Here is a 26,697-nt window from a genome sequence, read left to right on the forward strand (position 1 = left end):
TTTTCTATAAAACAGATTATGCATATCAGATAGATTCAGATTAAATAAAAAACACCTAGTTAATAACTAAGTGTTTTTTGGGGAAGAATGATTGAATAACTTTTACTAAAGTTAAATTTGGCAAATCTTAAAAATTTGCTTCTAAGTTTTTAGATTAATTAGAACTTGTTTGATCTAAGGACAACAACAATTAAATCTCTTAATAAGTCCATGCTTTTGCCTCCTTTTTCTATACTTTTATCCAATTAATAATACCTCTTTTACTATTTAAAATAATTGTTTTGTCATATTTGAAAACGAATTTATGGTTTATTATATTTATCCACCATTTTGTTAACAAATGTTCCATATCCTGCTCTGGTAAATAAATTTCTAATTAACTTCACATCATCAAATTTTCCTTTAATTAGGCTTTCGTAATATTCAACTAATATCTTAGTGAACGCTAATTCGACGGTATTAGGTAACGCTTTTAGATATTTTATCGCTTTAACACATAGATTAGCTTTACCATTTTCGAAACACCAATTGATAAAATTCGTCATTGCAGCACTTATAGCTAATAGCAGCTTACCTTCAATTTTATCAACATCTTTATATCTTCTGATAATACTGCTAATTAAAAATGAGGCTTCATCAAAACTATATACTCTTATTGTATTAGCAATCATAGCTATCCTAATATATTCGTTTTCATCAGTATCTTCTTGAAAAATAATCTTTTTTATTTCCCTTTTTTCTTTTTCATTAAGCTTTCTTAAAGCATCCTCATCATGTGTGTTAGCAATTAACTTAGTAAGCAAAATTTCTGATTTGACAAACGGAGTCCTAGGTTTAATATTTTCTATTTCGCTAATTATATTATTTATCTCAGTATCATCATCTACATTGGCTGCCTTTACGAATTTTCTTAATAGAATGTTTACCCTTTTGTTGTTGGCATCTTCTTTAGATATGCCTGAAAAGAACTCTTGAAAGCTAATATTATGTTTCTGTAAAATTTCGATTAATTCTTCCGCACCGATATCGTGATACCCGCGCTCAACTTTTGAATAAAAAGAAACCGAAATTACTCCCGCGGCCATTTCTGTTTGAGTAAGACCCAAGTCATGCCGTAGCTGCTTCAATTTACTCCCAATATATCTCATTTTACCAATCCCTTTTTATAGTTTCATATAGATAATTATGAACATTTAGCTTAAAATATTCAAAATTATTATTTTTTTCTAATGGCTTTGTTTGTTTTAATTATCAAAAATTAACCGTAATCCCCTAAGTTTGCTATAATCAGGGTAAGTAGTAGATTTTTTCAATAGTAACTGAAATTAAATTTTTGAGGAATTTATATGCCTAAATTTCAAAGCAAAAAATTAGCTAAGGAAGTCGTCTTACGCGACCCCGTTCACGATTACATTCATATTGAGGATCAAGTAATCCTAGACATTTTAAAAACTAAAGAGTTTCAACGAATGAGACGGATTAAACAGTTGGGACCATTAGCCTACGTTTTTCCCGGCGCTACTCATACACGTTTCGAGCATAACCTAGGAGTCTATGAATTAACCCGCAAAATCTGCAACATCTTTGCTACCAAGTATCCTTCACGAGTTCCCGGCGACGGGCTATGGGATGATAATAACCGCTTATTAGTCGAGTGCGCGGGATTATTGCATGACATCGGTCATGGACCATATTCCCATACTTTTGAGCATCTTTTTGGCACGGACCACGAAAAGATTGGGCAAAAGATTATTACTGACTCTAGTACTGAAATCAATCAGGTATTGCGCAAAGTCGCACCTAATTTTCCCGATCTAGTTGCTAGTGTTATTGCCAAAACTTACCCTAACCCACAAGTCGTTAAAATGATCTCTAGCCAAGCCGATGCTGATCGGATGGATTATTTAAAGCGTGACGCCTATTTCACCGGTGTCACTTACGGCGAATTTGATCTTTCACGAATTTTGCAAGAAATCAGACCGTACAGTGGAGGAATTTGCTTCACAATGGCTGGAATGCACGCAGTTGAAGACTATATTGTCTCGCGTTATCAGATGTATCAGCAAGTCTACTTTCATCGCGTTGGCAGATCAATGGAAGTAATTCTGCAACATCTGCTGGAACGAGCCAAAATGGTTTACCAACAAGGGACATTGCGGGTGACGCCTAATCTAGCCAACTTTTTAGCCGGAAACTGGACCCTCGAAGATTATCTTAAACTAGACGATGGCGTTATGGAAAGTAACTTTTTAGAATGGACCCAGGCTAGCGACCCAATCTTAGCTGACTTAGCAAGTAGCTACTTATTCAGAAAGCCTCTGGAAAGTGTCTGCATTGATGAAGAAACCAAAAACTTGCTTCCTAAACTGAAGGATTTGATCAAGCAAGCAGGATTTGATCCACTTTATTATACCGACACTAATTCTGCCTTTGATGAGCCTTATGATGCATATAAGCCGAGCGGTAAAAATGCCAACAGCCAAATTGAAATTATGCAAAGCGACGGACAGCTGATCGAGTTGTCACAATTAAGTCCATTGGTTCGTGCACTTAATGGCACACTGCAAGGAGATGAGCGTTTCTTCTTCCCTAAAATTATGATGTCAAACAGTGCTGAACCACAGATTTTTGATCCACTTTACCAGCAATTTCAGCGCTACGTTAAAAACGGCAAATTGCGCTATTTGAGAAGACCCAAAAATAGTAAAAAATAAAAAAATGAGTTCCGAATAGAACTCATTTTTTGATAGATTATTTTATTTAGACATTCATGTGCCCAGAAATGGAAGTATCAGTTACCGGACTAACACTAGTATCAATTCCAACTTTCTCAGATAACTTAGCAGCCAGAATTTGAAAAGGCACGATGTAGAAAATTGGTGAAAGCAGTTCAGAAGTCTTTACACTCAATTTCAAATCTTTTTCGGTTGCCTTAAATTGCTCTCCAGAAATTATGAAAACATGCTTAGTATAGGCACGACGATAATAAGCACTTATCTCTTGCAACCGTTCAAACTCAGGCCCAAGATTGCCACCAATCAAGAAAATATAATTGTCTTGATTATAAGCACGCAGCGGTCCATGAAGCTGCTCTTCTTGTTCATAAGCCGTCGTTGGGCGTCCAAATGTTTCAAAAAATTTTAGCCTAGCTTCTAAAGCTGTCGGCAAATTAACGCCATAGCCAGCAATAGAGGCCTTTTGCATGTCAACTAACTCCGCTTGTTGCTTTTCATACCACTCAAGGCTTTCCTTAACTACGATTGGAAAATCATTGACTAGCTGCTGAGCTTGCGCAATTAAATTATCATACTTAGCTTTACCAATTTGCTCTGATTGATAAGCAATTTCAACAGCTAACAAATAGAACTGCAGCAAAGTTTCAGTATAACCACGTGTTTCCGGCCCAACCTGTTCTTCTTCACAAACCAAATGAACATAATGATCAGCAATTTTCGTAATGGCTGATCCCAGTTGCTCAGTAATACCTAACGTAGCATATCCGCACTGCTGTGCATGTCGCAGTGCATCACAAGTAGAAATACTATCCCCATGTTGTGATAAGCCAACCACTAGAATCTGATCATTTCTAAAATTACTGCTAGGATTAATGTTCTCCGAATAAGTAAAAACGGTTGGTTCTACTGCAACGCCTTCAACATGTAAAAGTTTAACAAACATATTGCGGATTACTCTCATGGCATTGTAAGAAGTACCTGATCCCGTAAAAATAACTTTCTTAAAATTCTTTTTTAGCCAAAAAGCAATCAGCTCCTGCCCATATTCATCCCTTTCGGCAATTGCTCGTTGCAAAACTCGTGCAGTGTCTTCAATATGTCCCATCATTGATAATTTTGTCATGTTTAAAACTCCTCCATTTTTATTGTTTGATGCGCGAGTTTACGCATCTGCATTACGTATGTCTGTTCTTGTTTTCTCAATCCGAGTATTTCAGTAGCTTTAGCCAACCTTTGATAAATAATTAGTTGTTGTTGTGGCCCACTTGCTATGGATAATTGTTGTTTTAGTTGATCTAACAGTTTTTTATCGGGTGCCAAATATACTTGATATAATTCATTTACCTCATCTTGAACTTCTTTTAGGTGACAATTTTTAAGCAAGTAATTTGCCAGTTTATCTGCCTCTTTACTACTTTTTTTATCCAAAAAGAAAATGTAACAACGCATTAAGCGAATTATTACGGCCTGCTGCGAATCCAACTTTTTATATTTGGCAATTAGCAGATTAACCATTTGCTTAATCTTATCTTCATTACCATATGCTAAATAATAATCTAGGCTTAATAGTCTGCGTGTCTTAGCCGGTAAGCAAATTAATGAAATTGGGCCATTTAAAAGCTGAAAATATTGTTTTTGTCTACCTGCCTTTTGCAGACGTAGCAATTCAGACAATAGTCTTTTTCTTAAACCTGATTCTGCCACCCAACTAAACGGTAAAGCCGCAACTAGTAAAAGCACAATCCATACTGTTTTCATTCAATTTACCTGTCTTAAAGCAACCCTAGTGCAACAGCTACAATTCCTAGGATAATTAGCCCAATCAAAATGACGGTTCCGTTGACTTTCTTTTGTAACAAGCCATAGCAGCCAAAAGTTAATAGCAATGGCAACAAATCGGGCATCAAGGAATCAAGGGTCTGTTGCAAGCCAACCTTGGTCCCACCTAATTTCATTACTAACGGTACTTTAATGATAACCATCGAGGCAATCATTGCTCCTACAACAACCAAGCCTAATATCTTAGCCGCCTCAGTTAATTTTTGTAGAGTGCCATTTTCACTTGCTTCAGCTAGAAACTTATTGCCGCCCTGATAAGCCAATTTAAAACCAAACCAACGCAAAAGTTCACTCGGAATTACATTAATTAGGAAATAAAGAATAGGCCCTAGAATGCTGCCTTTGACAGCCAAAGGGGCACCAACTCCTACTCCAATAACACGCAATGTTCCCCAAAACATGGAATCGCCAATTCCGGCGAGTGGACCCATCAAGGCAGTCTTTACCGAATTAATTGAATTGGCATCAAATTTTTCCGAATTAGCATTTTGCTCCTCCATCGCACAACTGATTCCTAGAATTAGGGGTGAAGTCGAAGTTGAGCAATTGAAAAATTCTAAATGTCGCTGAAACCCCTTCTGCATTTCCTGGTCGTTATCCCCATACAACCTTTTAATGACAGGAGTCATGGCCCATGCATACCCCAATGACATTTGACGTTCATAATTAAAGGATCCTAAGAGTTGATAATGACGCCACATAACACGGCGTAAATCCTTTTTAGTTAACTTTTTCTCTGTTTGTGTCGCTTTAGAATCAGTCATTACAATAAGTCCTCCTCATCATTTGCAGCAGGCTTAAATTCATAATAAACATAGGCAATAATTAGGCCAAAAACTGCTACTCCAATCATCGGAACTTTCAAGAAAGCAACAAGACCAAAACCTAAAAACAAAAATGGCGCATACTTTTTGTCATATGTTAACTGCATTAACATTGCTATTCCTAAAGCCGGCAATAAATTACCTGATTGGGTCAATCCATCTTGAATAACTTTAGGGATTGCTTTAACGATCAATTTAATTACTGGCGCGCCTACTAAATAGCCCACAATTATTGGAATAAATTTAGCCAAAAACAGCATTGCCGTGCCAGACCACTGACCAATTGCAATTCCTTTCCAGTTTTTTCTTGCCACCTGCCGATCAGCATAGTGAGTAAAAATAGCGTTAAAACTGCCAATTGCGATTGCAATCATCTGTGCAATCAGGGCAATTGGTATGGCTAAAGTTAATGTCGTTTGCCAATTAGTGCCGGTTTTAATTGCCAAAGCAGTTGCTAGGGCCGAACCAACGACAACATCGGGTGGCGTAGTGGTACCAATACCAACTAACCCCATCCAGACTAGCTCTAGTTGTCCACCTAATATTAGTCCAGTGGTAAAGTCTCCCATCACCAAGCCAACAAGTGGCCCAATAATAATCGGTCGATCAAGCATATGCTGGCCGCCAATACGGCTTTCCATGTAAACGCCGGCACCAATCAGTGCAACTAAAAATGCCTGTAACATTGTTTACCTCCTTTCAGACTTTATTTAGTAAAAGCCTTTTCGATTCCCGCAAAATTCAGCTTTTCTGCTGTTGGTGTTACCTGAGCAAACACTTCAACGCCTTGCTCCTGCAATTCCTTGGCACAAGCAAATTCTTCTTGGGTCATTTTTACCTGTGGTAAGACCGCTACTCCGTTTTTTTCGTGAATACCAGCAGTGCCAACATTTACTTTTGCAATCCCAGGGACTTCTTTTTTCAACTTCAGAGCATCTTCAACATTAATCGTGACTACGAAAATCTTTTTATTGGCATACTTAGGATTATTTAGAATTTGAGCGGCTGATTTTAGGTCTTTAATTCCTAACGTTACTCCAGCTGGCTTAGCTAATTTCATCGTCATTTTAGTCATTGTGTCACTAGCTGCATGATCATTAGCGACTACCAGAATATCTGGCTGCAATTGATTAGTCCAAGATACAGCAACTAAGCCATGAACTAATCGATCATCTGCACGTAATAGTGTAATCATTCCAAATCATCCTCCTTCAACAAATCATTTACGTATACGAGTTGCTTTTGAGCCTGACTAACAGCTAAACGAATCGTTTCATCTGACAATGTTTGGTCAGCATTTAACACAAGTTCTAGTACTAAGGCCAAATTAATTCCGCTAATTACTTGGCAGTGATATTTCTTAATTAAATTAACTGCTTCGCGATTTACGCTTCCTCCAGGCATATCAGTTAAAATTATTACTTGCTCATTTGGCATCTGATCTAACATTTGACTTAATTCATCAGTAAAATTAGTTTGCTCATCAACGTAAGCATTAATAAATTGCACATTATTAACTGAGCTATCAAAGAACTTGAGTGAACTCTGATACCCGTTTGCTAAATAACTATGGGTAGCTATGATAAATTGGCTCATTGATTACCTTCCTTTCAGTAAGTTCGATTTTTTAAGTAAAATGTTAGCGCCAACATTAAAACTAGCTTAAATATACTACTGTATATACATTTATGCAAGGGTATTTTTTGCATTTATTGGTACAAATTCCTTTTATCATGCATTTTAACCAGTATTAATTATTAATGTAATATTTTTATATTTATTGGTATATACATTTTATTAAATAGCAATAAAACTTTTTTGCTTAAATGTCATTCCATTATTTATAATTAAAGTAACGTTTATTGCAAAAATAAAATTCCAAACCATTAATTAAGGACAAACAAGTGAAAGCTAAATATCAAAAAGTAGAAGATTTTTTTATTGAAAAAATCAATAAGGGCATACTTAAAGCCGGAGATAAGTTGCCACCTGAAATTACAATCAGCGCAAAATATGGCTATAGTCGAATGACCGTCAACAAGGCAATGAAGGACTTAGAGAAACAAGGCTATGTTACACGTATTGCTGGTCGCGGCACTTTTGTCAAAGAAAAAAGTGTTTTACGCCTATTAACTGATAACATCAGTTTTAGCGACATCATTAAACAGCAACGAATGACTCCAGGATCCACGCTTATTTCATACAATTTATTACCCAGTAGCAAAGTTCCTTCGGCAACTGAATTTGAAACGCCAATTAATAAATTTCACCATACTGTAAGACTGCGCACTGGTGATGATAAGCCGATTGCAATTACGGAAGACTACTTGAATGCGGATTTAATCACTAATATTGACTTCAACCTTCTAACAACCTCACTTTATTCCTATTTAAAGAAGCTAAAGTTACCAGTTATTCAGAACTTTGTTGAAATTAAGGCAGTAAGAGCAACTAAAGAGCAACAGAAGGCCTTAAATTTAGACGTCGATTTTTTATTAATGACGCTTGCTAATGCAGATACAATCACTGCCAGTAATCAACGTGTCCCTCTTGGCGTGTTTGTTTCTTATTACAATCCCGATTTTTATACTTATCGTTTCAATGAAGCACAACAATAAAATTAATTACTAAAATACTCAGCCTTACCTTAAAAGGAAAACTGAGTATTTTTACTATAATTGAAAAAAATGGATAAAAATATTTTTACTATTTATATTGACAGTTACTTATTTATCAAGGTTTACGCTAGAGCTTCTAGAGGATATTTGGTAAACTTGTGTTTAGTAAAATTTGAACATTTCATGTTTTTCATCAAGATAAAATCAGATTTATCTTAAGGAGTTGCCATTTTGTCAGCTATCAGAAAAGAAGAATTAGTAGCAAAAGATATTCAATATAAAATCGACCAGGGATTAATCAGCAGTGGACAAAAGCTGTCAGAACGCTGTATTGCCAAAGAATATGCCATTTCTCGCGGAACAGCGAGAACAGCGTTGCAAAGATTAGAAAAAGAAGGGTTGATTAAATCTAAACAAGCTGTTGGCTACTTCATCAATCAACCCAAAAAAGAACCATTATTAAACTTTATTAATTATTTTTCTGATAAGTTTGCCGCTCTTTCGATGCCCAATGAGGCTCAAACCATTAATATTCTTTCCACCAAATTAATTGATACTGACAAAGAATTGTCCGAAAAGTTAAAGGTAGTTTTAGGAACCATCTTCTTATTAGTGTCGCTGCAAATATTAGAAACTGATGCCAACAATTACACACTTTGTCATGTTTTTATTCCGGCGAAAAAATCTTCTACTGTTAATGAAGAACAGATTATGGCTTTAATTAAAAGGCAGCTACAATTAGCAATTGATGCCGAAGTAACTATGAACCTTAGCTTTGCTGATGATAACACAGCAAGCTTCCTGCATGTGCCTAATCACAATCCGCTATTAACTACAAGCACAATTTTTAAGGACAAAAATAATCAAACATGTTTATTTTTAGAACAGTCCAGTGATGCCAATCACGCCGTTAGCATCATGCCGTCAGAAATTATTAGCAGAAAGCTTGGTACATTTAATGAATAAATTAGCTTATAAGACACCGCTATATGAGCAAATTGAACACATTCTTTACGAAAAAATTCAAACACAAGAATATCTTCCTGGGCAAAAAATTCCGAGCGAACGAGAACTGGCCGAGCATTATAAGATTAGTCGAACTACCACTAAACACGCCATCAATTCTCTCGTTGAGCAAGGTTTATTAACACGTAAATTGGGCAAAGGCACTTTTGTAGTTTCTGGTATCGACCAACGCTTTAACATTTCCTTTCAAAATTCACGTTCATTAACAAATTCACTTTCTTCAAGCGGAATCAGTATTGCAAATAAGCAAATCAAATTTTTTACTAATATCGACTCTGCTTTTTTACGGCAAAAGCTGTGCCTAGCAAATGACGAGCCTGTGTTCGGCATGCAGCGGCTCAAGTTGCACTGTGGCAAGCCCTTTGCCCTTGAAAACTCGTTTGTTCCTGGAGCTTTATTTACCGATTTTTATCAAATCGATTTTAATAATATCGGCTTATACGACTACATGGAAAGTAAAGGTCATAACTTGGAAAATTACCAAGTTTACCAGCAAATTGAAACTTTGATGCCTGAAGAAGCCAAACTATTAAATGTTGCAGAAGATTCATATGTTATCAAGTCTTGCTACTCTAGTGCCGATCAGAACCAGCAAATAATCGAGTATACCGAAAGTTATGTAAAAGCCAATAAGGGCATTATTCAATACCATTTAAATTTCAAATAAATTATGAAAAAGACTTCTTAATCAAGTCGTCTTTTTTAGTAACGGCAATGAAAATACTAGTTCTGCCCCAAGCACCATAAGTCCACAAACTAGAAAAAGTACTTCATAGTTAGAATTATCAATGATTAGTGCACCAAAAACGGGCCCGATTGCTTTTCCAAGTGCGCTAAAGACCTGTACTTTGCCCTGATAATACCCAGTTAGATTAGTCGGCGCAGCAAGGTCAACGAAGCTGGCTACACCAGGAAATAGAAGGATTTCTCCAAGTGTTAGCAAGCACATAGATAGTAAATAAAGCAAGTAATTATGTTTAAACGGTAATAATAAAATGACAAAGGAATTTACTAGCAGTAACGCCCCTAAATTAAGCCTGCCACGAAGATGTTTGAGCAACCAATCATCAAAAAAAGTGACTAGGGGCTGAAAAACAACAATCAAGACCGCATTGAGTGTCCATAATAAACTATATTTTTTCACTGGAAAGCCAAGTTCAACCATATAAGCTGATAAGTTGCTCTGCCATTGTTCATACACTAGCCAACAAACCAGTGTCAAAAACAAGACTCCCAAAATTTGCGATGTCATTTTCCCCTTGTGCCCTGTAAAATTACGCTTATTCTCAGTAACCGAGCGGGCAACATTATATTTTTTATAAGCTACAAGTAAAAATAATATTTGAATGCTAGTTGTAAGCGCAAAAACATAACCAATGCCTAACGGTAAAATGTAACCAACCGTTAAGGTACCAAATACAAGACCAAAATTAGCTGCAAAATACAGCAAGTTAAAAACATAGCTTGACCGCCTATTTTTTACCCGTGTTGCCAACGAATTCTCGCAGGTTACCGAAATGCCATTGGCAAAGCCAGAAAGGATTAGCAAGATGGCATAAAACGGCCAAGTATGCAGGAAAATCAGTCCACCAAGTGCAAAAATATTTAAGCTAATACCGAGTAAAATAGCATAATACGGTTGCCACTGATCAAATAATTTTCCTCCAATTAAACTTCCGAGCATTGTGGCAAATTGGTTAAAAAAGAGAACCAGCGAAGCAATAACTAAGCTTTTGTGTAAAGTTTCGTGAAGATAAATCGTATTTAACGGCCAAATAAAGCTCATTGCTGTGTTCGTAATCAAAACACCTACCAGAAGCCATTTAAGTGAAACAGTTTGTTTTTGATTAGTCATTTTTCACCTCTTTAATTAGCTAACCGAAAGAAAAAGAAATGAGTAGTTACGGCACTCATTTCTTTTCGCTAATTTAATAAATTGACTTAGCTATACGCCTAGAACATTAAAGTAGGCGCCAGCAATGCTGACAATGAGGACAATCAGCATAATTAACAACGGATTCATTTTCTTTTTTAACATCCAATACATGATGCCAAAAAGCGCAAGAGTTGCTAGTCCTGGGGCTATTCCGTCAAGTAAATTTTGAATTGTTTGTGCGCCCTTACCTGAACCAATTTTTGTCACAAAATTAACTTTAGACATGCTCATCGTCATGCCACCAACAACCATGATGCCCATGATTGAAGCATATTCCATTACCTTATCCATAATGCCCGATTGCTTTAGCTTATCGATCACGTTAGAACCTAAGCCGTAGCCCAAAAAGGTCATAATATAACGAATAATAAAATGCGGGACATCAAAGATTAACAGAAATAGAATTGGGCCTAAAATATTGCCTTGCAGCGCTAAGGAAGTACCTACACCTGTGGCAAGTATACGTAAAGTGCCCCAGAAAAAGGCATCCCCGACACCGGATAATGGTCCCATCATGGCCAGTTTGACCGCTGAAATTGATTCCGTGTCAAAATTTGGGTCACTTGCATTCAACTCTTCCATTGCCGTTGCAATTCCTTCGGGCAAAGTAATGATATAAGGAGTAACATTGTAAACTTCCAAATTACGAGTCAAAGCTGCGGATAAATCTTCTTTTTTCGGATAAAGCTTTTTTAAAATTGGGATCATCGCATAAGTGTAACCAACATTCATCATTCGTTCATAATTCCATAAATGTTCGGTAGGAATGCTGCGCCAAAAAACTTTTTGTAAATCCTTTTTAGTTATTTTGCCTTTATATTGAGGCTGAATTTTAAAACTCATCGAACCCATCTCCTTGTTCTTCACTCGAAGTTGTTGAACTAGTTGCTACCTTCGTAGAATTGCCATTTCTCTTTTCAATAAAGATATACATAACAATAATGATTAATGCTGCAAACAAAGCCACTCCCGTAGTTGAAAGATTGCCGTAGGCAACCATAAAGAAACCGATGAAAAAGAACACAGCGACTTTTTTATTCATAATCATCTGGGCGAGCATGGCAAATCCCAAAGCTGGTAATAGGCCAGAAGCAATTGTCATCCCAGTTGTAATAAATTTTGGCATGTTGCTTAATAGGGTAGTTACCGCACTTTGACCAAAATAAAAGGCTGTCGGAACAATAATTAAACCAGGCAACTTGCCAACATAACCACCGATGATCATGTTACGTGCAATTGCCCGTGTATTTGCATCTTGAGCATTTTTATCAATCCGGTGAACAAAGATTAGTTTTAACGGTTGGCCAATAGCCGTTTCTAAAGCCAAAACAATTGTGGCGATTGGAATTCCTAATGTTAAAGCGGCCGCAGAATTTGCGTGTGCTTGGATAGCTAATGCCGTGCCTAGGATTGTTCCGGAAACCATATCAGGTGGAATGTAAGCTCCAATTGAAACCGAACCAACCATTGCTAATTCCATGGCACCACCCATAATAATTCCATCTTTCAAATCTCCTAAGACTAGTCCGGTCAGCATCCCCATGACCAATGGGCGCTGAATCAAGCTAGTACCAGTAAAAGCATCACTGTAGCCAATTAAGGCTACAAGAAAAATCAAAAATGTTTTTAAAATCATCTAGAACATCTCCTTTGTCGCTCTAAATTACATTCTTTGCTTCAATCCTATTTTCAGTCGGTACCATCTGAATAAAGACATCAACTCCTGCATCAATTAGTTCCTCAATTGTTTGTCTTTCATCGTTATTGATGTAAATACTATTACTTATTTTTTCTTTTCCCTTTGCAAATGAAATATTGCCTAAGTTAACCTGCTTAATGTTAAAGGTGCGTGCTAATTTTGCCGCAATCTCAACCGTCTCACAGATAACAAACAAAGTGTAATTATCAGTCTTGCCACTTTTAATGACATCTATTGCTCCCTGCGTATCCTTGACTACCACATTAACGCCGCTCGGTTTTGCCAAAGCAAGCATCTGCAGCCGTAATTTATCGTGCTTCAAAGTATCGCTGACCAATAAAAGAGCGTCTGCACCAAGCGTACCGGTCCATGAAACTGCTACTTGTCCATGTAATAGCCGGTAATCAACCCGTATCATTTTAATCATTCAAAACATCTCCTTTAACTGCTAACTAAAAGTCATCGCTAATTGTTTCTGTCTCAGTCTTAATTGTTTGATTAATATCCTGAATACCGTTTTTTGCTTCCCGAATTGTCTTTGCAATCGTTGCTTCTAAGTCTTGTTCATTTGAAAGTAAAAGTTGGACTACCATTGGTAAATTGACACCAGCAATTAACTGTAAATTTTTATGGGTTGGGATCATCTTTGCCAAAGCCGTATTGACACTACCTCCGACAATATCAGTCAGTACTACGACTGGCTCAGTAGGATGTTTTTGTAAAAAGGTGGCAATTTCATGTTCATAATCAACTTGCTCTTTAGTATAAGCTGCAATCGCATGCAGGTTTTCTTGTGGTCCCATAATGAACTCGGCCGTCTTTTTGACGCCAATTGCCATTTGTTCATGTGTGCAAATTATTACCTGAACCATTCTCTACCTCCCCTGTTTGTCATAGTTTTTGGTTGGAATCATATTCATAAATTTAGTCGCCAGTGGATGCGCATCTTCTCTGTTTAAAGCAGGCATCATGCTGGCCACTATTATTTGGAAAAATGGAATTGTTGCCAATGAGCACAAACTATTAATTGCAGGTAGCTTGATGTTAATTACATTAGGCTGAACTTTGTCAGAATTATATGTAATAAGGTAATGCCGCGCAGTGACAGCAGCCAAACTGGTATTAATGGCAGCAATTCTAGGACTTGCCTGCGGATTATCAATTAGAAAAATGCTATATTGCGGACTTAATTGAATATCGGGTCCATGCATAAACTCTTCAATCTCGTAATGTAATGTCGGTATTTTTAGTGTTTCTTGAAACTTCAAAGCTGCTTCGCGAGCAACACCAAGATTCATATTATTACCACAAATAAAAGTTGGGCCCATTTGTGCTAATTCCATAAAATGATCGTTAACAAATTCAAGAGCAGTATTGATTGTTTTAGTCATAATTTTAGGCAGCTGTAACAGGTCATCATCGCTGTCAATCGGCCTTTGTTCTCTTTGCGCAACTTCGTTTGCAAATAAGACCAGATACATCACCAAGGTAGAAAGCCCCACTGTGACGTACCCCACAGTTTCCTTACCAACACCATAATCAATCACGATGTCGGCCTTTTGTGCCACCTCACTGTGTGTATTTCCTGTTAAAGCAATGGTTCGACCATTTCGCTCATTAACGAACTTCATTGCATGCAAAATATTAGTTGAAGCCCCACTTTGAGAAACAAAGAAGGTAAAATTTTTCATGTTTTTACTAGTTCTGGTTAATTCAAACAGTTCTGGCGTAACGACCTCAACTGAACGAGCTAACCGCATTTTTAAGTAAGGTTTAGACATCATTACCGCGTTAAAAGATGACCCCGATGCCACTATGGTAACGCTTCCATTTTTCTGTTTAAAAAAAAGATTGACTAATGGAGAAACTAAACTGTTCTTATCAGCTATATTCTCTTTTAATTTAGCTGGTGTCACTTTCACATAATCAAGCATTTCCATGATTAATACTCCTAATCTAGCTTAATAAAGTAAACGGGATACATTGTATCCCGCCCTCTGCCAATCACCAGTAAAATTAGTACTCGAATTGACGATAATATCTTCTGTAGTTTTTATTGTGCTTTGTGTAAACCTGATAATGATTGGTTAACCGATCAGTTAACAGTGAATTTACAATCCATGGAATTACTAGTGGACGAAATTCGTCATCAACACTCAGACTGTATTCCTTCGTGTCAATCACATAATGTTCTGCGCCAATCTTTTCACAAAAACGTTGCACCCGAACATCTTGCTTTCTAAATTCATCTTCACCTTCAACGATAAAGACCGGTACACCTTTTTCGACCAGTTCAAGTGTTCCGTGGAAAAACTTGGCACTAGTAATTGGACGAGTCCTAATCCATTGCATTTCTTCAAGAAGACATTCAGCAAATAATTCGGTTTCTCCCCAAAGTGCGCCAGAACCTGTAAAAATCGTGTATGGTGCCTGATAACATTTTTGAGCAATCTTATCGGCTTTAGGTTCAAACTTTTTACGAATTGCCAATAAATCCTTAAATACGCCTTTTAGTTGATCAGCAAATTTTGGGTATCCTGCGAAATCACCGTGCTTGTATAGTAAGCGATAAATTAACATTGCTTCTGCCATGTAATAATTTTGCCCTGACCCGGTAGAGCCATTAACTTCAATAACATTTGGTGCTAGCCCACCAAGCTCACCGCTTTTTTTCGTAAATGCAATTAAGCGAATATTAGCTTTAATCAACCATTTAGCAGCTTCAATAATTTCGGGCGTGTTTCCGCTATCGCTTGCCGTTATTACAATTGAGTCTTGGGTTAAGTCGCGTGGATGCACACTATTCAAGTCGGCAGCATTAATGCACTTAACCGGTAAAGCAGACATTCTGTTAGCTGCATAAGCAAACTGGTACAATTCGAACTCAGTTCCACCAATGCCCATTAAGTAAATATTTTTATAACCTTCAGTCGATAACTTGTCCGCCAGCGCCTCAATTTCAGGCCGCTTTGAATAGACAAAATCGCCATCGGCAAGGTATCCATCTTGATTAAAATCGATTAATTCTACTTTTTCAGTTTCCATTTTGACCTCCCAAAATTAAATTAAATTTCAAAATTGGATTCTTTTGAATCCCTATTTCAATTTTAAGTATACCAGTTGCTCTGATTAATTCAACAGCTTTTTTTAAATCGCTTACACTTTTTTAGATTCTGTGAGATTTACTTGGTGTAAATAGACTTTAACTAATAAAAAGACCACCTTTTGCATAAAGATAAAAGGTGGTCACTATTTTGATTTAGTTTACTTATTCATTCAACTTGGTAAGGTGGATTTCACGGTCGAATAACTGTTTCATCTGGGCATTGAAATTGTGGGCAATAAACAACACCGTTGCCGATGTATTGGTCACTTCACGCAAAATTGCCATTGTCGCTTTTTGGTCAATTGCACTTGTGCCCTCATCAATCAGGATAATTTTACTCTGATGGACTAAAGCACGAACCAGTACAATTTTCTGTCTTTGTCCACCGGAAATATTTAGCTTATTCAAATCAATTCGTTCATTCAATCCCTGATCAAATTTGGCAATGTCGCTGTCCAAGTGTACTTTTGCCACTAAACTTGGTAGCCGGACTTGTAACTTTTTATTAAACATTGTCATGTTATCAGCAATGCTGACGGGAAAAAGCACGGGATCTTGTGGAATGTAACCGATTTGACTCATATCAGGGTTAATTATTTTGCCATTTTGATCTTTAAACACTATTTCACCCGTATTTGGCTTAATTTGCTTTAAAATCAACTTGAATAATGTCGTCTTACCGGAACCGGAATCACCAGTAAATAAGATTTTCTCACCTGGCTGAATAGCAATATCTGGAAAGAACAGATTTTCACCGTTAGGAAACTGCAAGCTGAGATTGTGGGTACTAAATGCAGCTGGTGTAGCATTTCCTAGCTCCGGTTGTGGCAGAAGGCGACAAGTTGCCTCAATCTCCGTATTCAATTTCTGTGCGCCCTTTATTTGCCCATACGCATCAACCATCTTGCTAATCGCAAAGTTCATGTAGTACTCACAGTTAGACGCTGCCACAATTACGCCAAAAGCTACTTTCCCATTTAAAAATAAGAAACCGGCAAGAAGAAACAACATCAAAGAAAAGATCACTTCAATTAGACTATTAATACTTGATAGCAATTGCGTGAAACCAGTTTGCTTCACATTGGCATCTTCTAATTTTTTGGCCGCTTTAGCCGTCACCTTAAATAATTTTTCACCTGCTAAATAACGTCTAATTTCGTCTAATCCGTTAAGCCACTTATTCAAACAATCAAGATATTGCTGGTTGCTAGTCGAAATCTGCATTGTTGCTTTTTGTAACGGTTTAGCAATTAGTTTCGGTACCAACAGCGAAACAAGCGTCATTGCAATAATTGTTATTAGTAAGCTCCAATGAATTGTAATTAATAAGATAAAAACAAGCACTAGTGTGACTAGACCAGAAACAAAGCCAATAAAAGCTTCCAGATAATTTTCGTTATTTTGCACTAAATCATTAGTCAAGCGATTTTGTACTTGCGCTACCGGATGATCTTGACCATCTAAGTAATAATGGTCAGTAATTTGTTCACGTAAAGCAACATTGTACTGTTGCTCTTGCTTGATAATTAAATAGGAATTTAGGCCCTGAACTAGGTAGTTAAACAAAGCTAAACCAAATTCGATTGCAATAATGCTAAAGCAGGTTCGGGGATCATTATTTTTTAATGCTGTCGTTTCAATAATTAATAGTTGAGTATCAAAAATCATGGAGGCAAATATGAAGACAACGTTAATCATTATCCCAATAAATCTTACCGGATTTATTCTAAAAAATGCTCTAATCGTCATTGTTATTAGCCCCCTTACTGTTGGTAGTTAAATGAATTTGTCTGTCAAACTGCGCGATTAATTCGGGGCTAAAGTTATGTGCAATCATTAAAATCGTTGCGTTTGTCTTGAGTAATTCACTAATAATTTGTTTTGTACCCTGACGATCTATTGCACTAGTAGCCTCATCTAGCAGCAAGAATTTGGTCTCGTGAATTTCTGCGCGTGCTAACACCACTTTCTGTCTTTGCCCGCCAGACAAATTAGGTTGATCTAAGTCAATAACGGTGTTAGCTCGAGCCGGAAACTTAGCTAAATCTGGGGCCAGCTGCACTTTTTGCAAAACTTGTTTTAGTTTACCGTTAAGCTGCTGATTAAACATCGTAATATTATTCGCAATGGTTGTGGGGAAAAGACTAGCATCCTGCGCGATATACCCAACTTGGGCATTTTGCGGTTTAATTAACTGCTGATTAGTCGCTTTGAACATAACTGAGCCTGCACTTGGCTTAATTTGGTTCAGTAAAACTTTAAATAAAGTAGACTTGCCCGTTCCCGAGTCACCCGTTAACAAAACTTTTTCTCCAGGTTTAATTTCAAAATCTGGATAAGTTAGTTTTTCACCATTTGCATACGTAACAACCAAATTATGGCTTTGGACAGCATCAACAATAACTCGTTTATTAGTTATTTTGACTGGTTGAACTAGTGTGGCAACTTGTTTACGCAATTCTGCAGTCGATTTTATTTTAGTAATCGCAGTTATAACTTGCCAAAGTCCATTAAAAATTATTGAAACAAAGCCAAGACTTGTTAGCCAATCTCCGATTGTAATCTGCTGCGAAAAATATAAAATAGAACACCAGAAACAAATACCCACTTGACCAATTGAATTGCCAATACCATTAATAATTTGTGCTTCACCACTAATTTTTCCCTGGGTGATATTCGCATCGGCCAAAGCCTGACTTTTTTGCTTAACTGCTTGCTTCAAGGTCTTTTTGGACTGGTAGCGGCGAAGTTCACCCAAGCCGGAAAACCAATTACTAATTGTATTCAAAAATGTTGAATTCGTTTTGGCTACAATCGCGGAAGCTCGGGCCAATCTTTTCTCCAGAATCTTAGGTAACAGCAGAACAATGATCGTAATTAAAATCGTGGCAATTACAATTGACCAGTGCAATGTCAAGATGGCGGTAATAGCTAATATAACTCTTAGAATCGTGCTCCAAATGTCAATCCATGGTTTAGCATAGTTATCGGTTAAAATCTTTAAATTATTGCCTAGTTGGTTCGCCATTTCAGCTACATTGACCGATTTTTGGCCGTAATAATGCTTCATCATGTGTGTTCGAATTTGATGAAGATAATTTTGAATTTGCTGATTAAAAAGATATGTTCCTAGAGGCAATAGAAAAAAGGTAAATAGTCCCATAATAGCTATAATTACGAGCCACATGACCGCACTAGTCCAAGCTTTTTTGGTTAAATTATCGGTTGCAAATTTGATTAAATAATTATTGAGCGTTTCTGCAATGGCATACAAAACATAAGCAAGCAAGATAAGCATCCCACGCGGAATATTTGACTTAAACAATTCTTTTATTGACATGGCTTCCTCCTTTATTTCTTATGCTTTTAGTTAAACTTAAGCTTTTTATCATGTAAATAAAGAATGAGTAAGCGGTCAAATAGGCTTATTAAGTGGCCAAATTTTCCACACAAAAAAAGACTCACTTTGTAAGCAAGTCTTTTTCTGTGTGTTATATATTAAATATATATATTAAATTATATATTTTGCTTATTTTCTTGGTACCTAGTATTGAACAATGGACTAAGCGGTTCATTCTTTTGAATACACTTAATCGCATCTCCAATAAGTGGACCGACTGAAACAAGTAAAGTCTTATCCAACTTCTTCTCGGCAGGTTGGTTAATTGAGTCTGTTAATACTAAATTTTTAATCGGAGAATCATTCAGTCTCTTAATTGCTGGGCCAGACAATACAGCGTGAGTGGCACTAGCATAGACTTCAGTTGCACCCGCATCAATTAATGCTTGTGCTGCTAAAGTAATTGTTCCAGCAGTATCAATCATATCATCGATAATGATTGCTCTTTTGCCTTTAACATCACCAATAATATTCATAACTTCAGCGACATTGGCACGTGGGCGACGTTTATCCACAATCGCAATTGACGTACCCAAAAATTCTGCTAACTTTCTAGCACGGGTAACGCCACCATGATCAGGCGACACAACTACAGCATTTTTTTCTAAGTGATTACTTAAGAAATAATCTGCAAGTAGTGGTGCACCCATCAAATTATCCACAGGAATATCGAAGAAACCTTGAATTTGTGGTGCATGCAAGTCAAGTGACAATACTCTAGTTGCGCCAGCTTCTTGTAGCATATCTGCTACTAGCTTGGCGGTAATTGGTTCACGTGGACGTGTTTTACGGTCTTGGCGAGCATAGCCGTAATAGGGAATCACAATATTAATCGTCTGTGCACTTGCACGGCGGACGGCATCAATCATGATTAACAATTCCATCAAATTGTCATTGACTGGAACACTGGTTGACTGAATCAAATATACGTCTTTGCCTCGGACAGATTCGTCAATATTAATTTGAATCTCGCCATCGCTAAAGCGCTGCACACTGGATTCACTTAGTGGAATACCAACGCGATCAGCAATCTTTTGCGCTAACGGCACATTCGAATTAAGGGCAAACAACATCATATTGTCTTTATAAGACATAATTTCCTCCGTATAATATTTGTCTACAACTTATTATTTTACCAAAAGTTGCCGAAAAAAAGTTAATAACCATATTTATTATTCAACTTTAACCAGCGACATTCAAGCCCTTAGGGCTAATTATTCAGGAAAAATGGCATTTTTTTCTAGCTTAGCATAGCTTTTTAAACTAAAAACTTAACAACTTAGTCATTTTATCGCTTTATCACTTAACTTAAACACTTCAAGAAAGCATGTCATAAATTACGCTAATTAAACCAGAAAAACCTTGAATCACATTATTAATGCTACCAAGGTTTAATTCATTATTTATTCGCCTGCAAAACCGCGGCAACATTACCGTGTGCTTTTGCCAGTAAATCCCTAGCATCTGCCTTTGACCTACCAGTTTCAATCATAATAATTGCTACAGAAACATCATTTGCGCTATTGTGTAAAGCCGTCATTGCTTCACTAGTAGAAACACCGGTTGTTGTGCTAATAATGCGGCATGCACGGTCAATTAGCTTGGCATTAGTCGGCTGAACGCCAATCATGACGTTTTGGTAAACCTTCCCCTGCTTAATCATCACACCGGTGGAAATCATATTTAAAATCATTTTTTGTGCGGTACCAGCCTTCATTCGTGTCGAGCCCGTGATAACTTCTGGGCCAACAACAGCTTCAATACCAATTTCTGCATGTGAGCTGATTACGGCATTCGGAACACAAGCAATTGCAATCGTTAACGCACCAACCTCGTTAGCAAAATCAAGGCTGCCAACTACATAAGGCGTTCGGCCACTCGCTGCTAAACCTATCACCGTGTCTTTTGCAGATAAATGAAGTTGACGCAAATCTTGCTGACCGAGCTCAAGGTCATCTTCTGCTCCCTCAACCGCCTGTAGCATTGCCTGTTTACCGCCTGCAATTAAGCCAACTGCCCGCTCTGGCTTAATGCCATAGGTCGGGACTAGCTCAGCTGCATCAAGTACTCCCAGCCGGCCACTGGTGCCTGCACCAATATAAATTAGACGGCCGCCTTGCTGATACCGTTTAGCTGCAGCGTCAATTGCTCGCGCAATTTGTTGATCCTGCTGGCCAACAGCTGCAGCAACTTTTTGATCTTCATGATTGATTGTACGAACCATCTCAAACGTTGACATCGAATCGATGTTCATCGTGTTGGGATTGCGTTCTTCGGTAATTAAATCTTTAATGTTCATTAATTCTTCTCATTTTTATTTGGTTTTAACTGTTACAGCATCTTGGTTAATTTCTACTTGACCAGCAGCAAGCGGCGTAATTTGAGCAACATCTTCCATATTAGTAATGATTGTCATTACATCTGTTGGCTTACCTGCAGCTTTAAGAGCAGCAAGATCAACTTTTGCAATAATGTCTCCGCGTTTAACGTGTTGACCGCTGGCAACCTCAATTGAAAATGGTGCACCCTCTAATTCAACCGTGTCTATGCCAAAATGTAGCACTAATTCTAATGGGCCGGTTGCTGACTCCATCGTAATTGCATGCTTGGTATCCATAATTGTTAATATCCGACCATCAACAGGCGCAATAATGGTACCTTCATTAGGAATAACAGCGAAGCCGTCTCCAAGCATTTTTTTAGAAAAAACATCATCTGGAACTGCCGTTAGGCTTTCAATCTGACCACTTACGGGACTGGCCAATGTAATTTCTGTTGCAGCCGCAGACTCTGCTGGCTCTGCAGTACCAGCTACTAATGAGCCATCTTCATTTTTAGCTACCATTGCGCTCTTGGGAACACCCCAAAGGTAGGTAAGAACAAAACCACCAAGATAAGCTGCTAATAAGCCAAAACAGTAAATCAACGCCTTGTTATTAGCAATCAACGGAATTAACGCAATGCCTGAGGTGCCGATAGCAATTGATCCGACATTACCAAAGGCTCCCAGAACGGCACCACCAATTCCGCCGCCAAGGCAAGCAGTTATAAATGGCCGACCGAGTGGTAGCGAAACACCGTAAATAAGCGGTTCGCCAACACCCAAAATGCCGACTGGCAAGGCTCCCTTAATTAGTTTAGTGAGTTCTTTATTTTTCCGGCATTTAACCCACAATGCAATCGCCGTACCAACTTGGCCAGCTCCAGCCATTGCTAAAATTGGCAAAAGCGGTGTATAGCCCATTTTTTGAATCATTTGCAGGTGAATTGGCGTCAGAATCTGGTGTAACCCAAACAGAACCATTGGTAAAAAGGCGGTACCTAAGATAAAACCAGCAACTGGCCCACCAACATGCAGGATCCAATTTATGCCACCGACTAGTGAATTTGATACCCAACCGGCAAATGGCATAATTAGAAAAATGGTAACTAATCCCATAATTAATAAAGTTAAAAATGGTGTAAAAATTAAATCTAGTGATTCTCCCATGTGATCATGGAAAAATTTTTCAACATAAGACATGAGCCAGACGCTAAGTAAGACGCCGATGATCCCGCCTTGACCCGCTGCAAGAGGCAACTTGTCAAAAATATTGGGAATGGTCATTGGTGCAACTACTCCGGGCAAATAAACAATCCCGCCAATAATTCCACCTAGTCCAGGAGTGGCGCCAAATTCTTTGGCCGCATTAATACCGACGTAAATATTTAGGTAAATAAAAAGCCCGTTGGCAATAACGCCAAGAACAGTAACCCCTAGGTTCCAACTAAGCGGAAGCATCTTGGCTGTCATCATATTACGTAAGATTCCAGCTACACCAGAAATCAGTCCCGCACCAACAAATGCTGGAATTAGTGGAACAAAAATAGCTGAAATATGCTCCAATGCACTGCGCCACCAAGTATTTTTTAAACTAGCCTTTTGGGCAGTGTGAACGCTAGCAGCCTTTTGCATAACCGCTGTTTTATTTTCGTCATATGAACTAGTCGAATTTTGCTCAAGATTTTCCGGAAAAGGATCATTTTCTTGAACACCAGCAGCCTTAACCATCGACTGTGCTACCTTGGTATTAACACCTGGACCAACAACTATCTCTAGTGTCTCCCCAGCAACAACGCCGATAACTCCAGGAACTTGCTTTAGTTTTTCAAGATCGACTCGATCTGGATCTTTAAGTGCTATTCTGATTCTAGTCATACAATGGTAAAGCGATTTAACGTTAGCGATTCCGCCAATCTGCTCGTAAATTTGCCTACCCATTTCATCATATTTGTCTGAGCTCATTTTTCCCTCCTATTTAAAATACAAGCTAAGTATATTATTAAATAGACCAATTTTCAATTGTTACCGCTCAATCAATTGATGTTGACTTTTATTTCTTTTTATTTTATGGCTATACCAATATATCAAAATTACTTATATTATTGCCATAACGTAAAAAAACTGCAGCTAACGCACTTAAACGTTCCTGCAGTTTTATTAATTTTACTATTTAACTAATAAAAATTCGTCAGTCGTCAGCCGATGTGCACCAAGCTTAGTTAACAAGTGGTTATAATGCTCACGGATTGGCTTTACAACTGAATCGTGGTTATATGAAATTAGCGTGATCGAGTACTTTTCGTCCAATGCACTCTGAACAGTTGCCTTCAAACAAGTTTGACTCATTAATCCAACCACAAAGATATTCTTTGGTCTCATTTCATGAATTCGCTGAACAAGGTTTGATTGAGTAAAGGCACTCGCAAATTTTTTAGTATAAACAGGGGCTGAATCTGCTACTTCCAATTGAGGAGACAAGCTACCATGATTTTCCTGTTTAATGTAAAAAATAGGTTCATTACTTTTTTCAAAGGTTTTAATAATACGATTAATTTGATTAATCCTTCTTGTTTGTCCGGCTTTTCCTCCCCAGAATGGCTTTGATTGCTCTTGAACATCAACAACTAACAATAAATTATCGGCTGACATAGTTAACCTCTCGCTTGATGAAAAATAAATAAGATCTAAAACTTTTATGTATACTATATATGCATATACAAACTTAAAGTTCATCGATTCAGCAACTTTTCTCTGAATCTGCTTTCATTATAACGCGATAATGCCAACTTTCAATATAATCATTATTACAATTAAGAAAAATTGTAATAAATTGGTAATAATCGCTCTATGACGGTCTTTTGAACAAATTGTAATTTCTATTTTTTTAGAATTTTATTTTGCTGCCGTAAAAATTAGCTCTTGCCCCGCTTCAACTTGATCAAGTAAAGCCAAATCGGCCGAAACGACATTAGCAATCACATTAACGCGCTCATCAGCTGGCAGGTCACGCTTGGTTATTTGCAATTCACCTTGATAGCGTAAGTAACGTTCATTATCACATGTCAGACTTCCCTTGGGACGTGGCTTTGGACTCGCTTGCGCGTTCACATCAAATAACTGCCTTTTTCTACCTTCCACTAAGCGCACAACATCGCGGGCAGCATCAGGACGATTATGCCATTCATTCGTCAATAATTCAGGCACTTCCCGATCCAAGTGTAAAGTAAGGGCATTTTTCTTTGTATAATTAGTGAAACTAGCAATTGTGGTCGCCTTTAAAGCGGCATCCCCAATAAACACATGATCACAGCCTAACTTTTGCAATTCCAGCGTTGCTGCCAACGGATTTTCATTGCGGTGCTTTTCTAAAGTTGGCAAACCTGCATGAATAGGTCCGCGCCGACAACTATCCCCAGCAACAAAAGCAACTGTCTTCAGATTTGCCTGGTGCAACCATTCATTCTTTTCTTTAAGCCATGAGCTAGCAAGCCCAGTCTCAGGTCGTGGATAAAAATTGTGCCATGCCTGCAAATGATCAAAATTAGCACCGTGAACGCGCAAAGCAGCTAGTTCATCTTCGCTAATTGTACTTGCATTCAAGGCAATCGGCATTTCTTTTGATAGCCTTGCGATTGTATTAACATTCACACCAGCGTCGATGCGCAATCCCGATAAATTCAGCTGACTAAGCTGCGCCACGTCGTTAATTGCTACTCCTAATCGTTCTAAGCCTTCTCGCGAAACATCGGCAATAATTGCTGTTTCCAAGTTCTGACACCATTTAGTCAGTTCATGCAGACGTTTTAAAACTTGCGCGGGATCATCTTCCGGAATATTTAAGGATGTAAAAACTGTGGTTAAGCCAGCATTGCGCATTGCAAGTAGATAATTATAGTCTTCAGCCGTTAAATCATGATTAAGATATATTGAAAAGCCCAACATGTCTTTTTGCTCTCCCATTTCTATTATTAAAGTGAAAACACTTACAAATAATATTATACTATTTTAATTCACTAATTGATTATAAAACAAAAAGTCGTGATTTTTTTCACGACTCTTCATTTATCCATATTTAATTTGTATATTAGTTCTCTTGAAGGTTAAAAGTACTCCAAGGTTCTACCAAATCGAGCAGGTCTAAATCATCTGCTCTTAGGTGTCCGACTAAGTTTCGTCTACCATCATTTTCAAATGGGGTTAAGACAATTTGTAATTCACCTTTATAACGTGGGTATTGCTCGTTAACAACAACGATGTCCCCACATTCAAAAGTGGTCTTTTGATTGTTATGGGCAGGAATATCTTCCTTGGCATAAACAACACGTGGTTTAGTATCTCGCAACAAAAATTCCGATGCATCTCCGCGGTATAAGTGCGGTTCTTTCAAGCAAATTGTGCGTTCAATTGGCAAAACATCACTTTCAAATTCTATTCCTAAAACTGGAAATGGACTATTAAAAGCCTTGGAAGCTGCTGCCAATTCTTCTTCACTAGCAAAAGCATTACCGATAATAATATCGTCAATCATTTTACTTAAGCGTAAATGTGTGACTTGACTAGCAATATTGCGCAAACGGTCACTTTCCATTGTTGGCAAGCCTTCATGAACAGGCCATGGACCAAACTTAGCATTTTTAGAAGAAATGAACGCAGCGGTATGCAACCCGTATTCACGGTACTTGAACGAATAATCCATAAAGATATCTTCGCTCAGTCCCGTATATTCCTGAGGATAGAAGTTGTGACAACCAATTAGGTTATCAGGCTCTGGGTCATAGGACATAATACTGTCAAGGTAATTTGTACCACGACTCATATTTAGTTCAATTTTCAGACCATATGGATTATGCGTCATTGCCGCTTCTTCCATTCCGCTGAAGCCTTCATCTAACCGAAGACCCCAGACGCCTAAATCATGGAAGAAAACCAAGTTGTTGTAATCAATCTTTAATTCCTTAAATAATCCTGGGTTGATATCAACTACGGTCGTAAAGCCTAACTTATTAGCATAAGCAATATCTTGCTTTAATTTAGCAAGCAGGTCTTCGCCATCAGCACTCTTTAATTGCAGAAGTGAGGTGAAAATTCTGCGATAGCCATATTTGTAGGCTAAATCCATATATTTCTTATCCTGTTCAAATGTGCTCTGCTCAGGATAAAGTGATATACCTAACTGTTTCATATTTTTCTC

26 protein-coding genes are annotated in these 26,697 nt (G+C 37.7%); 4 read left to right on the forward strand and 22 right to left on the reverse strand.

From position 1 onward, the window contains the following. Positions 1 to 302 precede the first annotated feature (302 nt). On the reverse strand, positions 303 to 1,148 hold the full coding sequence (locus GYM71_RS08525; RefSeq protein ID WP_220220143.1) for a helix-turn-helix domain-containing protein: 846 nt from the start codon (positions 1,146 to 1,148) through the stop codon (positions 303 to 305). Positions 1,149 to 1,346: 198 nt separating this feature from the next. Here GYM71_RS08525 and GYM71_RS08530 point away from each other — a divergent pair, with 198 nt between their 5' ends. Then, complete coding sequence (locus tag GYM71_RS08530) at positions 1,347 to 2,714, forward strand: HD domain-containing protein (RefSeq protein ID WP_220220144.1); 1,368 nt, start codon at positions 1,347 to 1,349, stop codon at positions 2,712 to 2,714. 46 nt (positions 2,715 to 2,760) lie between these two features. Here the strand turns inward: GYM71_RS08530 and GYM71_RS08535 are convergent, their stop codons facing one another. From GYM71_RS08535 to GYM71_RS08560, 6 genes are read right to left on the reverse strand one after another with little or no spacing between them, the layout of a single operon-like run. Then, a complete protein-coding gene (locus GYM71_RS08535; RefSeq protein ID WP_220220145.1) occupies positions 2,761 to 3,858 on the reverse strand; it encodes an SIS domain-containing protein in 1,098 nt (365 codons plus the stop codon). Positions 3,859 to 3,860: 2 nt separating this feature from the next. After that, a complete protein-coding gene (locus GYM71_RS08540) occupies positions 3,861 to 4,493 on the reverse strand; it encodes a hypothetical protein (protein WP_220220146.1) in 633 nt (210 codons plus the stop codon). Positions 4,494 to 4,507: 14 nt separating this feature from the next. Beyond that, on the reverse strand, positions 4,508 to 5,338 hold the full coding sequence (locus tag GYM71_RS08545) for a PTS system mannose/fructose/sorbose family transporter subunit IID (protein WP_220220147.1): 831 nt from the start codon (positions 5,336 to 5,338) through the stop codon (positions 4,508 to 4,510). Then, positions 5,338 to 6,084, reverse strand: a complete 747-nt coding sequence (locus tag GYM71_RS08550; RefSeq protein WP_220220148.1) for a PTS mannose/fructose/sorbose/N-acetylgalactosamine transporter subunit IIC — start codon at positions 6,082 to 6,084, stop codon at positions 5,338 to 5,340. The genes GYM71_RS08545 and GYM71_RS08550 overlap by 1 nt, the downstream gene beginning before the upstream one ends. Before the next feature lie 20 nt (positions 6,085 to 6,104). Then, complete coding sequence (locus GYM71_RS08555) at positions 6,105 to 6,593, reverse strand: PTS sugar transporter subunit IIB (protein ID WP_220220149.1); 489 nt, start codon at positions 6,591 to 6,593, stop codon at positions 6,105 to 6,107. After that, on the reverse strand, positions 6,590 to 6,994 hold the full coding sequence (locus tag GYM71_RS08560; RefSeq protein WP_220220150.1) for a PTS sugar transporter subunit IIA: 405 nt from the start codon (positions 6,992 to 6,994) through the stop codon (positions 6,590 to 6,592). The genes GYM71_RS08555 and GYM71_RS08560 overlap by 4 nt, the downstream gene beginning before the upstream one ends. A 308-nt stretch (positions 6,995 to 7,302) precedes the next feature. Between GYM71_RS08560 and GYM71_RS08565 the strand changes: the two genes are divergently transcribed. The 3 genes from GYM71_RS08565 (at position 7,303) to GYM71_RS08575 (ending at position 9,709) form a co-directional block, all read left to right on the forward strand. Continuing rightward, entirely contained in the window at positions 7,303 to 8,016 is a 714-nt protein-coding gene (locus GYM71_RS08565) for a GntR family transcriptional regulator (RefSeq protein WP_220220151.1), read from the forward strand. A gap of 231 nt (positions 8,017 to 8,247) precedes the next feature. After that, positions 8,248 to 8,982, forward strand: a complete 735-nt coding sequence (locus GYM71_RS08570) for a GntR family transcriptional regulator (RefSeq protein ID WP_220220152.1) — start codon at positions 8,248 to 8,250, stop codon at positions 8,980 to 8,982. Continuing rightward, positions 8,975 to 9,709, forward strand: coding sequence for a GntR family transcriptional regulator (locus GYM71_RS08575; RefSeq protein WP_220220153.1), 735 nt, complete (start codon positions 8,975 to 8,977; stop codon positions 9,707 to 9,709). The genes GYM71_RS08570 and GYM71_RS08575 overlap by 8 nt, the downstream gene beginning before the upstream one ends. Positions 9,710 to 9,730: 21 nt before the next feature. On the opposite strand, the gene GYM71_RS08580 is transcribed toward GYM71_RS08575, so the two are convergent. From GYM71_RS08580 to GYM71_RS08650, 15 genes are all read right to left on the reverse strand, one after another. Then, positions 9,731 to 10,897: an MDR family MFS transporter gene (locus tag GYM71_RS08580; protein WP_220220154.1), complete on the reverse strand. Its 1,167-nt coding sequence runs from the start codon at positions 10,895 to 10,897 to the stop codon at positions 9,731 to 9,733. A 90-nt stretch (positions 10,898 to 10,987) separates the two neighbouring features. After that, positions 10,988 to 11,821: a PTS system mannose/fructose/sorbose family transporter subunit IID gene (locus GYM71_RS08585; protein ID WP_220220155.1), complete on the reverse strand. Its 834-nt coding sequence runs from the start codon at positions 11,819 to 11,821 to the stop codon at positions 10,988 to 10,990. Next, the gene (locus GYM71_RS08590) at positions 11,811 to 12,614 is read right to left on the reverse strand and encodes a PTS mannose/fructose/sorbose/N-acetylgalactosamine transporter subunit IIC (protein ID WP_220220156.1); all 804 of its coding nucleotides are present in this window, start codon (positions 12,612 to 12,614) and stop codon (positions 11,811 to 11,813) included. The genes GYM71_RS08585 and GYM71_RS08590 overlap by 11 nt, the downstream gene beginning before the upstream one ends. A 22-nt stretch (positions 12,615 to 12,636) precedes the next feature. Beyond that, positions 12,637 to 13,104 (reverse strand): PTS sugar transporter subunit IIB, encoded by a 468-nt coding sequence (locus tag GYM71_RS08595; protein ID WP_220220157.1) that lies wholly within the window; start codon positions 13,102 to 13,104, stop codon positions 12,637 to 12,639. Between the two features lie 25 nt (positions 13,105 to 13,129). Beyond that, complete coding sequence (locus GYM71_RS08600) at positions 13,130 to 13,549, reverse strand: PTS sugar transporter subunit IIA (protein WP_220220158.1); 420 nt, start codon at positions 13,547 to 13,549, stop codon at positions 13,130 to 13,132. A 3-nt stretch (positions 13,550 to 13,552) separates the two neighbouring features. After that, positions 13,553 to 14,617 carry an SIS domain-containing protein gene (locus GYM71_RS08605; RefSeq protein WP_220220159.1) on the reverse strand — a complete coding sequence of 355 codons (1,065 nt, stop codon included), beginning with the start codon at positions 14,615 to 14,617 and terminating at the stop codon, positions 13,553 to 13,555. 76 nt (positions 14,618 to 14,693) lie between these two features. After that, on the reverse strand, positions 14,694 to 15,722 hold the full coding sequence (locus GYM71_RS08610) for an SIS domain-containing protein (protein ID WP_220220160.1): 1,029 nt from the start codon (positions 15,720 to 15,722) through the stop codon (positions 14,694 to 14,696). Between the two features lie 223 nt (positions 15,723 to 15,945). Then, complete coding sequence (locus GYM71_RS08615; protein WP_220220161.1) at positions 15,946 to 17,532, reverse strand: ATP-binding cassette domain-containing protein; 1,587 nt, start codon at positions 17,530 to 17,532, stop codon at positions 15,946 to 15,948. Further along, positions 17,522 to 19,123, reverse strand: a complete 1,602-nt coding sequence (locus GYM71_RS08620) for an ATP-binding cassette domain-containing protein (RefSeq protein WP_220220162.1) — start codon at positions 19,121 to 19,123, stop codon at positions 17,522 to 17,524. Before GYM71_RS08620 ends, GYM71_RS08615 begins: the two co-directional genes overlap by 11 nt. A gap of 176 nt (positions 19,124 to 19,299) precedes the next feature. Further along, the gene (locus GYM71_RS08625; RefSeq protein WP_103752280.1) at positions 19,300 to 20,277 is read right to left on the reverse strand and encodes a ribose-phosphate diphosphokinase; all 978 of its coding nucleotides are present in this window, start codon (positions 20,275 to 20,277) and stop codon (positions 19,300 to 19,302) included. Between the two features lie 305 nt (positions 20,278 to 20,582). Next, a complete protein-coding gene (gene murQ, locus GYM71_RS08630; protein ID WP_220220163.1) occupies positions 20,583 to 21,482 on the reverse strand; it encodes an N-acetylmuramic acid 6-phosphate etherase in 900 nt (299 codons plus the stop codon). Between the two features lie 15 nt (positions 21,483 to 21,497). Next, positions 21,498 to 23,468, reverse strand: a complete 1,971-nt coding sequence (locus GYM71_RS08635) for a glucose PTS transporter subunit IIA (RefSeq protein ID WP_220220164.1) — start codon at positions 23,466 to 23,468, stop codon at positions 21,498 to 21,500. Between the two features lie 204 nt (positions 23,469 to 23,672). Next, the gene (locus GYM71_RS08640; protein ID WP_220220165.1) at positions 23,673 to 24,155 is read right to left on the reverse strand and encodes a cysteine hydrolase family protein; all 483 of its coding nucleotides are present in this window, start codon (positions 24,153 to 24,155) and stop codon (positions 23,673 to 23,675) included. 243 nt (positions 24,156 to 24,398) lie between these two features. Further along, positions 24,399 to 25,448, reverse strand: a complete 1,050-nt coding sequence (locus GYM71_RS08645) for a DUF871 domain-containing protein (protein ID WP_220220166.1) — start codon at positions 25,446 to 25,448, stop codon at positions 24,399 to 24,401. 142 nt (positions 25,449 to 25,590) lie between these two features. Next, the gene (locus GYM71_RS08650; RefSeq protein ID WP_220220167.1) at positions 25,591 to 26,688 is read right to left on the reverse strand and encodes a DUF871 domain-containing protein; all 1,098 of its coding nucleotides are present in this window, start codon (positions 26,686 to 26,688) and stop codon (positions 25,591 to 25,593) included. Positions 26,689 to 26,697 lie beyond the last annotated feature (9 nt).

Origin of the sequence: Lactobacillus panisapium, assembly GCF_019469265.1 — a bacterium.
Lineage (GTDB): Bacteria > Bacillota > Bacilli > Lactobacillales > Lactobacillaceae > Lactobacillus > Lactobacillus panisapium.